The 11,947-nt window shown below is 55.1% G+C and carries 8 protein-coding genes; 4 read left to right on the top strand and 4 right to left on the bottom strand.

Annotated elements, in window-relative coordinates; genetic code table 11:
* Positions 1-4: 4 nt before the first annotated feature.
* The 3 genes from VN12_RS15375 to VN12_RS15365 are packed head-to-tail and all read right to left on the bottom strand — an operon-like array spanning position 5 to position 4,347.
* Positions 5-2,425 carry a BatA domain-containing protein gene (locus VN12_RS15375; RefSeq protein WP_146677660.1) on the bottom strand — a complete coding sequence of 807 codons (2,421 nt, stop codon included), beginning with the start codon at positions 2,423-2,425 and terminating at the stop codon, positions 5-7.
* A 4-nt stretch (positions 2,426-2,429) separates the two neighbouring features.
* On the bottom strand, positions 2,430-3,332 hold the full coding sequence (locus VN12_RS15370) for a DUF58 domain-containing protein (RefSeq protein ID WP_146677659.1): 903 nt from the start codon (positions 3,330-3,332) through the stop codon (positions 2,430-2,432).
* Positions 3,301-4,347 carry an AAA family ATPase gene (locus tag VN12_RS15365; RefSeq protein WP_146677658.1) on the bottom strand — a complete coding sequence of 349 codons (1,047 nt, stop codon included), beginning with the start codon at positions 4,345-4,347 and terminating at the stop codon, positions 3,301-3,303. The genes VN12_RS15370 and VN12_RS15365 overlap by 32 nt, the downstream gene beginning before the upstream one ends.
* A gap of 307 nt (positions 4,348-4,654) precedes the next feature.
* Between VN12_RS15365 and VN12_RS15360 the strand changes: the two genes are divergently transcribed.
* From VN12_RS15360 to trxA, 4 genes are all read left to right on the top strand, one after another.
* Positions 4,655-5,386 (top strand): ABC transporter ATP-binding protein, encoded by a 732-nt coding sequence (locus VN12_RS15360; protein ID WP_205855059.1) that lies wholly within the window; start codon positions 4,655-4,657, stop codon positions 5,384-5,386.
* A complete protein-coding gene (locus VN12_RS15355; protein WP_146677657.1) occupies positions 5,349-7,760 on the top strand; it encodes an ABC transporter permease in 2,412 nt (803 codons plus the stop codon). The genes VN12_RS15360 and VN12_RS15355 overlap by 38 nt, the downstream gene beginning before the upstream one ends.
* Positions 7,757-8,989 carry an efflux RND transporter periplasmic adaptor subunit gene (locus tag VN12_RS15350; RefSeq protein WP_146677656.1) on the top strand — a complete coding sequence of 411 codons (1,233 nt, stop codon included), beginning with the start codon at positions 7,757-7,759 and terminating at the stop codon, positions 8,987-8,989. The genes VN12_RS15355 and VN12_RS15350 overlap by 4 nt, the downstream gene beginning before the upstream one ends.
* 178 nt (positions 8,990-9,167) lie before the next feature.
* Positions 9,168-9,497: a thioredoxin gene (gene trxA / locus VN12_RS15345; RefSeq protein WP_146677655.1), complete on the top strand. Its 330-nt coding sequence runs from the start codon at positions 9,168-9,170 to the stop codon at positions 9,495-9,497.
* Positions 9,498-10,298: 801 nt separating this feature from the next.
* Here the strand turns inward: trxA and VN12_RS15340 are convergent.
* The gene (locus VN12_RS15340) at positions 10,299-11,456 is read right to left on the bottom strand and encodes a hypothetical protein (RefSeq protein WP_146677654.1); all 1,158 of its coding nucleotides are present in this window, start codon (positions 11,454-11,456) and stop codon (positions 10,299-10,301) included.
* Positions 11,457-11,947 lie beyond the last annotated feature (491 nt).

The following is an 11,947-nucleotide window of genomic DNA, read 5'->3' as shown; positions in this document are numbered from 1 at the left end:
TTCGCTATTTCGAAGGGAGATGGTACGAGGCGCTCCAAGCCAGCCATTGCTCGAAGAGGAGCAACATTAAAAGCATGACCATAAGAAGCATGTTGCGATTGGCAAATCCAGCGAGAGTGGTCGTGGCACCCACTGCATCCACCGATCTGTAGCTGAAAGGGATCCCAGCGAGCTCTCGATTGAGATCCGGATTGGCAATCTTTTCAAATGCTCCTTCCAACGGCGATACGTTTCTCGCCATATTCCGAACAACTCGATCCCCCTGAGTCGATGTTCCCCACCACTCGTATACTCCCGCATTGAGGATAGCGCGAATCGACTCCTCGGTTTCCCCACTGCGGCTCGAGTCGATTACGGACGCCAGAGAGGATTCACCGGAAGGGGCCGCATTGATACTCAAAATTGGTCGAAGCGTCGAACCAGCCAACGGGGGACAAATCACTTGCACCTCGGGAAGCATCTCCTGCGACGAAAAATCCCACCGCATAGGGGTTCCTGCAACCTTGGACGTGTCCATCCCACGAAAGGATGACAGATATCCAACCATCTTCAACGCGGCGACGACAAACGTGGGGTCTTGCGGCCAATTCGTCCACTGTCGGTCCAAAGCGGTCATGGTGAACAGGACTCGCCCATTGCCGACAGAATGATCGATCATCAGGGGCTTCTGATTCCGCAGCGCCAGGACCGTTTTCCAAGTCTTCGAAACCGATTCGCTGCCTCGCTCGGAGGGGACAAACAGCGAACCGTCGAGATCGACAAATCGATCGACTCGGACAAATTGAAACGGAGAATTGCTCAATCCCAATAAAGGCTCAAAGATGGGATGCTGTTCCGCAACCATATCGGGCACCCCTGCATCGCTGGACCGTGGGAGCGTCGCCATCCCAAGGATCTGGAATGGCATCAGGGGGGTCGAATCCGATGCACCGATGGGAGCTTTGGTCCACCCCGCGTTGTATCGAGCATAGTCCGCATCGGTCATGAGCTCGCCGAAGAAGACTGCTAAACCTCCGCCTCGCGAAACATACGTGTGAAGATTCTCCAATGCCCGACCGTCCAATCCGGGAACAGCTTGCATCAGGATACAAGCGTAACTTTCCAGTGCAGAAGGATCCGCGTCCCGCAGAAACTCAGGCCCTTCGCGGGTCATCAACAATCCGGTTTTCGCCGTCCCGCCCGGATCCAGGGCCGACTCGATGAAGAATGAGTGCTTCCCGGTCGGATCCCCATCGATGAGCAACACTCGCAAGCCATCCTGCAAATCCAAAACGCAGTGCGCTCGGTTATCAGCCTGCAATGGATCGGGGGGCAACTGGGCTTCGACCACATGGGAGCCGCTCTTGGGAAACAAAACCTGCGTGTGCCGCGTGACCGATTCACCTGGTTCGATTCGGTCGATAAGCAATGGAGGCAGTTCCGTGGTTAAACCGGAATAGGAAGCGGTCGGTTTCTGCTCCAAGTCGCTTCCACTGTAGTCGGTCGCCAACACGCGGACCGTTACGTTTCGAGCCGGTGAAACCCCTTCGTTGCGAACCATAATGTTGATCAACGCAGGAACACCCGCAACGAGCACTTCTTGCTGTGGGGCGATCGAGGCGATGGTCAAGTTCTCATGCCGGACCGGGGAGCAGTCGATGAGTTGCAGTTCGGACTCACCCTTAGGCAATGCGAGAAGCTGCTGCTGCAGATTTGCATTGCTCTGCCAATCTTTGATACGATAGTCGCTCAAGAGATACAGCACCGCCTTCTCCCCCACCGATTGCTCCATGACCGGTCGCACTAAAGCGATCGCTTCATGAAGGGGGGCGTCGATGGCGCTCGGCTGCGTCCCAATCAACCGGGACATCATGCTCGACGGGTCGGACGGGACCGATCGCGCGAGAAGATCGGCCACCGCGTCGGCCGTGACCGATGGCTTTGCATCGATAGATTCCGAACTGCTGGTCTGCGAACTGCTGGCGGGAGACTTCTTGCCAGATTGGGCCGCGAAGGCTCTTGAGGCCCGGACCACGCTGACCAAGTGATTCCCTTCCCGCGAAGGCGCGGCATTGAGAATCGTCTGAATCGCCCCAAGCGCGGATTGGTAGGCACTTCCCCCCGATCCGGTGTCCCCCATCGAAGCGGAATCGTCGAGGATGAAGTAATGATGCGTGGTGGATTGGCTTACCCAAGACAGCCACTTCGAGCCGCTCACCCATTGCGCCAACATGGCGACCGCAATAGCGACGGCCATCATGCGCGAAGCGATTAATAACGCTTGCTTGAGCCACACCCAACGACGATGCTTGCGGTAGCTCTCCAGCAAGAACTCCATCGCAGCCCACTCGGTTCGACGATGGCGAACCATATTGATGAGGTGGATAAGAAGCGGCACCAGGACCAGCAAAAATCCCCATGCTAAGGGTTGAAACAAAAACTGCATCGGCCTACCTCTTCCTCATGTGTGCCATGCGAGACGAAAGGTAAGCCGTCAATGCCGCATCGATATGCTTGCTGGTTCGAATCAACTGATAATCGACTTGGTAGCTGGCACAAGCGTGGCGAATTCGATCCAAGAAACGCTGCAACGCTTCCATATAACCATCGCGGAGGGCGCGCGGGTTGCATGTCAAATGATCCATCGATTCCATCCCTTCAAATCGGGTCGGGTCATTGAATGGGAAATCGAGCTCGTCATCGTCCATAACATGAAAAACCAGAATGTCGTGTCCGGCTTTTCGAAGCTGCGCTAACCCTTTGAGGGCATCCTGCTCTGCACCGAGGAAATCGGTGATCAAAATCATGAGGGATCGCTTGGGATATGTGTCGTTGATCTCGCGAAACACTCCTGTCAAATTGGTTTTGTCTTTCGGCGCAACCTGCTGTAATGCTTTGAAGATGCTTTGAAGGTGTGTTCGGCTCGATCGCCAAGGTAATTTTGTTCGGACCTTTTCATCGAAAACGGAAAGTCCAACCGAATCTTGTTGACGAAGCGTGAGATAGGCGAGGCATGCCGCGATGGTGGCCCCGTAATCGAACTTATTCAGCGCACCGCGACCATATTGCATGCTCTTCGAAGCATCCACTAGGAGAGTGCACCGAAGGTTGGTGTCCTCTTCGTATTGTTTGATGTAGAGACGATCCTGCCGCCCGAACACCTTCCAGTCGATATGTCGAAGATCGTCGCCCGGTGCGTATTGCCGGTGCTGAACGAACTCGACCGATTGACCGAAGTACGGACTGCGATGCATACCCGACAGAAAGCCCTCCACGATGTTTCGGGCTCGGAGCTCCATCGAGTGGATGCGTCGGATTGCTTCAGGATGCAAGTATTCTTTGGAATCGGGCATCTCGCAGCAATTCGTCTTGAGCCGTGGGCGTAACAGAAATAATTTTGTCGATCACCGCATCGCTGGTGATCCCGTCGCTTTCCGCAGCAAAGTTCACCACCATGCGGTGACGCAACACAGGCTTTGCACAGAACTGGATGTCGGCCGTGTCGACGTACGATCGACCCAACATGGCCGCTCGAGCTTTCGCACCCAAGATCAAGAATTGAACGGCACGAGGGCCAGCTCCCCAAGCCACTTGCTCCCGGACAAAGTCGGGAACGCCATCCTGTCCGACCCGCGTTTGCCGAACAATCGCGAGCGCGTAGCGAATCACGTTTTCGCTTACTTCGATGCCCCGAATGAATTCCTGGAGCGCGAGGATCTCTTCTCCCGACAGAACCGATTCGATGGTCGATTTGGTCCTGCCCGTGGTGCGCCGCGCTACTTCGAACTCGTCAGCGAAGGATGGGTAGGAAACATGCACCTTGAACATAAACCGGTCTTGCTGGGCTTCGGGCAAGGGATACGTCCCCTCTTGCTCGATGGGGTTCTGTGTGGCGAGCACAAAAAAGGGATCGGACAGTTGGTGCCGAATCCGACCCACCGTGATCTGACGCTCCTGCATGGCTTCCAACAAAGCTGCCTGCGTTTTCGGTGGCGTTCGATTGATTTCGTCGGCTAGAACGACATTCGCGAATAGGGGCCCTTCCATGAAACGACGTTCGCGCGCCCCGGTCGATTTATTTTCCTCGATGATCTCAGTCCCAGTGATGTCGGCTGGCATCAAGTCCGGGGTGAACTGGATTCGACTAAACGACAAATTCATCGTCTGAGCGAGCGAACTGATCATCAACGTCTTCGCCAGACCAGGTACCCCCTCTAGCAGACAATGCCCTCGGGCGAAGATGCTAATCAGCAATTGTTCGACGACATCCGTCTGTCCAACGATCGTGCGAGAGAGTTGGTCAAGAATCTGCTCACGGGCCTTTTGCAGTCTTTCCAAGTCCGCGCGAGCGGAATCTTCATGGGTCATACCAAACTTTCATCGTTTCTAGGGATCAATCCGTTTTCTCACCGACAAGACCGCTTCTATTCTTCCCTGGCAAGGATCGTTGCCAAGCACTCCGAAGGGCCGTTTCCGCCACATTGTAGCAAATCCGATCCGTTCGACGACGAGAAAGTCGAGTTCGCGCGCGTGGAGGAGAATGGCAGCATCCGACCTCCGTCGCGCGTGGTCTTCCACTGCACAACGTTCTCCGCAAACGGCATGGAACTCCGGCCATCGACACGACTCTCCTCGATTCGGCACTGGAATCGAAAGGAGGGTAGAATGCCCCACTATGGACACAAGCTTGCTAGATATGGCATCGGATGCAGTGTTTCGCGTGCGAGGTGTAACGAAGGTCTACCCGATGGGGGAGGTTTCGGTTCACGCGCTGCGCGGGGTCGATCTCGATCTGTTTGCAGGGGAATTCGTGGTGATCCTCGGTGCATCTGGGAGCGGCAAGTCGACTTTGCTCAATATCCTTGGAGGGCTCGATGTTCCGACTTCAGGGAGTGTCCACTTTCGGGATCATGACCTTACCCAGTCCGACGAAAGTGAGAGAACCCTGTTCCGGAGAGACCATGTTGGATTTGTATTCCAATTCTACAACTTGATCGCCGGCCTCACCGCGTTCGAGAACGTCGCCTTGGTCGCCGACATTGCGAAGAATCCGCTCCCCCCGATCGAGGCCTTGCGATTGGTGGGGCTGGAGGAACGAAGAGATCATTACCCATCTCAACTTTCCGGTGGGGAACAGCAGCGAATCGCGATTGCCCGAGCAATCGGCAAACGCCCCGATGTCTTGCTTTGCGATGAACCGACCGGCGCTCTGGATGTCCGAACCGGCGTGATCGTTTTGGAAGCGATCGCGAATGTCAATCGCCAGCTCGGAACCCTCACGGTGGTCATCACGCACAATGCGTCGATCGCCCAAATGGCCGATCGCGTTATCTCAATGACCGACGGACGCATCTCGGCAATCGAACGGAATGCGAATCAAATCCCTGCCTCGCAATTGGTATGGTGATTCGATGCGTTACCTCGACCGAATGCTATGGTACGATTTGAAGAGACTCTGGCGGCAAGAGCTTGCGATCGCAATTCTCGTCGCGTGCGGAACTGCAATCTTCATCATGGCGACCAGCTCGACACTCTCGGTCGAGACAAGTCAAAAGCGTTACTACACCGCCTACCGCTTCGCAGATCTTTTCGCAGGCCTAACTCGAGCTCCGATGTCGATGAAGGATCGGATCGAGGAGATTCCGGGAGTCGCGACGGCGCAGTGCCGCATCGAACACGCCTCGCTGATCGATATGCAGTCGATGGTCGAACCAGTTTCATGCCGCCTCGTTTCGATCGACCGAGATGCCGCATCTGACTTAAACGGAATCTGCCTGCGAATGGGTCGGCTCCCTGCCCCGGAACAGGAAAAGGAAGTCGTCGCGAGCGAATTGTTTGCCACTGCCCATGGATTGCTACCGGGAGATTCGATCGATGTCACGATGGACGGACGTAGGGATACGCTTCGCATCGTCGGAATCGGTATGTCGCCGGAATATGTGTACGCGGTGCAACCTGGATTGCTTCTCTCCGACAATCGACGCTTTGGCATCCTTTGGATGTCGCGCAAAGCCATGGAAGGGGCCTTCAACATGGAAGGGGCCTTTAATAGCATCGCCATTCGCCTGGAAGCTTTCGCCTCGGAGAAACAAGTTGTTTTTGAACTTGATCGTCTGCTAAAGCCTTTTGGTTCCTGGGGGGCATATACGCGAGAAGATCAATCGTCCCATCGACGACTCTCCGATGAGATGCATCAGATGCGAGCCATGGCCTATGTCCCTCCCTCGATCTTCCTCGCAGTCTCTTCCTTTCTCGTCAATTTGGTTCTCTCTCGATTGGTGCATCAACAAAAGGACCAGATCGCGGCCCTTCGCGCATTTGGGTTCACCCAGTGGGAATTGGCCGTTCACTATGCGAAGCTCATGCTAGTCCCGGTCTTGGTCGGTTGTTCCATCGGAAGTATTGTCGGGATTCGAACCTCTTGGTGGATGGTGGATATCTATGCCATTTTCTTCCGCTTTCCGGTGATGGAATATCGCATTGCCTACACCGAAGCTCTTCTCGCCATCCTGGTTTCTGTTCTCGCGGCAATTCTCGGAGGGGCGAATGCGATTCGTACCGTTGTTAAGCTTCAGCCCGCAGAAGCGATGAGACCGGACACGCCGAAAGCATACGGAAAACTGTTCGTCGATCGCATGGGATTGGGCTGGTCCATGTCGACGATGACGCGCATGATTCTTCGACGATTGACCGGGAATCCCGGAACGACGGCACTCTCCGTATTAGGAATCGCCATGGGAGTTGCGGTGCTCGTATTGGGCTCCTTCATGCGAGATACGATCGAGTTTGTTCTTGAAGTGCAGTTTGGAAGATCGCAGCGTCAAGACGTCATGCTCACCTTCAACGACACCCTTTCGGCCGACTCGATATACGATGTGTCCCATCTCCCAGGCGTTCACCAAGTCGAACCGTTTCGCAGCGTCGCTGTAAAAGTCCGAAATGGAACGGCCCAACACCGGCTCTCCCTCATGGGGTTGGAACCGGAACCCTTCCTTTATCGCGTACTCGATGCAGACAATCGGCCAGTATCGTTTCCACCCAACGGCGGTGTGACCATCACCGAAAAACTCGCAGAGATCCTTCATGTGCAGCGTGGAGAATCGGTCGACATCGAGATCCTGGACGGACAGGGAATTGTTGTTCGTACCATGGTGTCCCATATATTCACCAATTACACAGACCCAGCCTGTTACATGAATCGCACAGACCTGCACGGGCTTCTCAAGGAAGGGGAACGACTCTCCGGTGCGTTTATCGCGGTCGCCCCCGATTCCCTGAATGACCTCTATAAGGCGGTGAAAGAAGTTCCGACGGTTGCTGGTGTTCTCGATATTCAAGCCGCCGAAAAGAACTTTCGGGAGCTGGTAACCGAACACACCAAAATCATGCGACTAATGAATTCCATCTTTGGTGCCCTGATCGCCGTTGGCGTCATTTATAACGCGGCCCTGATTGCCCTCGCTGAAAGCGGACGAGATCTAGCGACCCTGCGGGTCATCGGCTTTTCCCATCGCGAAGTCTCCCTCATCCTGATTGGAGAATTGGCAGGTCTCACGCTCATGGCGATTCCTGTCGGATTGCCGATCGGCATCTTGTTCTCCTACTTTGCAACGCTGGCTCTCGATACCGAAACACATCGATTCCCCTTGGTCATCCATCGGTCCACGTTTGCGTACGCAGCGACGATTATCCTAATCGCTTCTTCGACATCCGCATGGGTCGTTAGCCGCATGCTCCGCCGAATGGAGCTTGTATCCGTATTGAAAGTAAAAGTCTCTTGAAACGACTTCGTGAAAAAATGCCGTGGCTTTTTGCTGCGGTGATCTTGATTGCTCTGTTGGTCTACGGGTACTGGCCTCGCCCCGTGTTGGTCGACTTGGCGGCAGTGAAACGTGGCAGCATCGCCATGACCGTCGACGATGACGGAGAAACTCGCATTCGAGAACGTTATCGCATTGCAGCACCAGTGACGGGCAAACTCTTGCGGCTAGAACTTCATGCAGGGGATCGTGTCGAACGAGGTACCACCGAGCTGATGCAAATCCTTCCCATGGACCCCGCCCTGCTCGACGCTCGAACGGTTGCGGAAAGCCAAGCGAGATTGGCCGCAGCCGATGCGGCCATCGAGGAATCGCAATCCCTCCTCGCGAGCGCCGAATCCGCAGCTCAATTGGCGGAGGATGCCTACCAACGCGCCAATGCCCTCCACAAAACCAAATCCATCGCGACTTCCGAATGGGAGGAAGCGGAACACGACCATCGCGCGGCACAAGCCAATTTACGCTCCGCCAAGTTTCGGTCACTCGTTCGCAACTACGAACGAGACATCGCCAAGGCGGCACTGCTCAAAGTCTCGAACTTCAGCGAGACCCCGACGGATTTGCCTTTTAAAATAATCTCGCCAATAGATGGTGCCGTCCTGCGTGTCCTACAAGAGGACTCAAGCGTCGTGGCCGCTGGAACGCCGATTTTAGAAATCGGCGACCCTCGAGATTTGGAACTGCAAATCGACGTTCTTTCCAACTACGCAGTCGCCATCGAACCCGGTGCCACTGTAACGATTGAACATTGGGGTGGACCGAAGCCCTTGCATGCCAAAGTACGTGTCGTCGAACCCTCCGCCTTCCTCAAAGTCTCCGCGCTCGGTGTGGAGGAAAAACGGGTTCGCGTCATCGCCGACTTCCTCGAACCTTGGGAAGAACGACAGACCCTCGGAGATGGCTATCGGATCGAGGCGCGCATCACACTGCGAGAAAGCGACCCACAGTCTTTGCATGTTCCCGCCGGCGCGGTGTTTGAGCTCGCGGGCAAGCGATACGTGTTTCGAAGTCGAGCCAACCGAGTAGAACGGGTCGAAGTTTCCATCGGGGATTCCAACGGAAGGCAGACCGAGATCCGCTCCGGTTTGAAGGAAGGGGATCGAATTATCCTGCACCCCCCCGACACGCTGCGAGAAGGGGACATCATCGAAGCTGCTCCCTCCTCATCACAAATCGATGCACTGAATTAGGGCACCCATCGATTGGTGGTACAAGCTTTTTGTCGCGGCGTTAGAGACCCTCCTTCGCCCCGGTCGAGAGCAACAGCATTCCAGAAAAAGATAATCTCTTCATCCTTTGTAACTTTCGATGTGGATGAGGATCAGAAAGGGTGTTGTATCCCATTTCATGTCCACAAGGAGATTGCGAATGTCTACAGCCAAAACAGTAACGGGTTTTAATTTTCAAGACGAAGTCGTCGCATCGGCGACCCCTGTCATTGTCGATTTCTACGCGGATTGGTGCGCGCCATGCAGGATGCTCGGTCCCGTGCTGGACAAAGTTGCGACTGCGTTTGAAGGCAAAGTAAAAGTGGTCAAGATCAACGTGGACCAAGACCCCGAATTGGCTATGCGATACCGCGTCTCCTCCATTCCGAAACTGGTATTCATTCACCAGGGCCATGTCGTTGGGCAAACCGAAGGGGTCCTCACTGAGCGGCAATTGACTGGGGTCGCGGACCAAATGGTCGCGTTGTAATCTCCATCCGTTGCATGCAATCGTACTCCATTGCAAAGACGCTCCGACGTACCGCGGTGTGCAATTCGTTGAACCTTCAAGACATCAAAATTGGGACGTTCTCGTCCCGACATGGTTGATCTCCAGGAACAACCCAATAGACAGTGCATGAAAACAAGAGACAGTGCATGAGATACGGCTCTTGGGTTTGGGACAAATGATCAATCGGTAGCAATGTAAGTGGACGGGCAATACCTTCCCAAGGGATTGACGATGCCTTCGTCCTAGAAAATCTATTCCGAGGCACCCACCTAAGAAAATCTATTCCGAGGCACCCACCTAACACCCACCTTCGGAGGCACCCACACCTTCGCACCCACCTTCGGAGGCACCCACGTAGTGGCGGGGACACACCTTCGGAGGCACCCACGTAGTGGCGGGGAGGAGGTTTCTCGCAAAGGCGCCAAGACGCAACGAAACATTCCCGATAACAGGCACCCATCTTTTCAATCGTTCCTCAAATAGCAGGCACCCTCCTTTTGATAGAAGGCACCCATCTTTTGGAGCAGTTCAATCGCAGGCACCCATCTTTTGGAGGGGACGGAGGGGGGACGGTGGGGGCGGAAGTGGCCTGGGGGGCTGGAAGTCGGGGGATTGGGCTCGGATGGGCGCAGCGGCGAGCCGGACCCGAGAATGCAGGAGGGCGAAGAGAGGGAGATGGGAGAGAGGGAGACTGGAGAGCGGACGTTCTGGCTCAGGCTCTAAGGTGGGGAACCGGAGCTAGAGGTGCCACTTGCTCCTTGCCAGTTGCTGCGATGCCCGCTAGGCGAAGCAAGCGGCAGCTTGGCGCTGGCCGCGACTCCAGCGTTTGTGGGTCCGCTCCGCGTCGGCGATCATCGCCTTGGGATTCCCACTACAACGGCTTGTCCCAAAGTACTTCGTGTAGTTCCACACCAAGTCGCACCACATGCTCGGTTCCACTCCCAAGCCGGTAAACAAGGGCTCTAAGGATTCAGGAACCCGACACACGCTCCCTGGCGGATGATCCTTCTGCTTAGCAGTCCATTGCAACAACTTCACATAGTCCTCCAGGTTCATCTTCAAGAACCCTCGGTTGCTGGCGCGCAGACCATTGGTGCTGGCCTGCGGATCAAACGCGTCCACTTCGGGGTCGAGCGTCAAAGGGGCCAACCAGGCGTCTCGGGGGACCAGTGGACGGGGGCCAGTCTGCTTACGAGCCTTCTTCTGCTCCTCGAGCGTCATCTTGGTCCTCCTCGCGATCGATTCCTCCCGGGACAAGGGAATACGATCCAGAGCCGAGGATTCGATCATCGCTCCCTTGGCAGCCTCGATTCGATCGAATACCGACGTGTGCATCGAGAGTTCGATTGTTGCGGCCAGGTTCGCGCGCAAGACATTGAGATCCACATACATGGCGCAGGCCAGCAAACCCGCTTCATCGAGTAGCCGCTTCGCTTTGAATCGGCCATCCCAGAAGCAGCCACTGCATTCATCTTCTGCATTGGCTCGCCTGGCGATGACTTCTGCGAGAGAACGCATGAACCAAGAGATATCGGAGAGTCGGCTGCGATACTCTTGGATCTTCTCGGGATTGGCTACAGCGCTTCGGACATCCTCCTCGTTGGGCTCTGCCAAGACATCGAGGATTCGGGTGCCTGGAAAGAGTCTTAGCCAGCGGGTGGCGACTTCTACGTCGGACCAAGTCTTCACGACATCGGGGCGATTGCGGAGGATGACATGGAGGTGATTGGATAGGACGGCATATTGGAGAACGTCGATACCGAAGACAGAGGCCAGGGACTCCAGGCGCTGGCGAATCCATTCTCTGCGGTGGGTGTAGTCTTTCTGGGTGAGCTCATCGATGCCTGTGAGAAAGGCACGACGGACACAGCGATGGTAGCAATGAACAAGGCAAATTTCGTCGCTGACGAACTGCTCACAGCGGAGCGTGCTGGACATGGTGGATCTCTCCAAGAAGTTCGGGGTGTAGATCCCATCACCTTATGGGATTGAGGGAGGGGATGCAACCAAATAGGTGAACTTTTTGGAGAGGGGTAAATAAGAGGCACCCACCTAATTGGGGAGGGAATAAGAGGCACCCGTAATTTTTGGTAATTTTTGAGGCAACTGTCTTTGTGTGTTCTAGCTGACGAGTCGTCCCGGCAAAGCGAAAAGAACAGCCGCACTTATCCACGCAAGAAACGCATGCGTCAAAAAGGGAATAGGGGGCACCCACATTTTTGATAGCAGGCACCCACCTTTTGAGGGGAGAGTTGAATAGGAGGCACCCGTAATTTTTGAGGCAACTGTCTTTGTGTGTTCTAGCTGACGAGTCGTCCCGGAAAAGCGAAAAGAACAGCCGCACTTATCCACGCAAGAAACGCATGCGTCAAAAAGGGAATAGGGGGCACCCACATTTTTGATAGCAGGCACCCACCTTTTGGAGGGAG

This window comes from Pirellula sp. SH-Sr6A, from assembly GCF_001610875.1.
GTDB lineage: Bacteria > Planctomycetota > Planctomycetia > Pirellulales > Pirellulaceae > JBKCUI01.
Note: the sequence above shows the minus strand (reverse complement) of the source record. Positions and strands in the feature narration are given on the sequence as shown.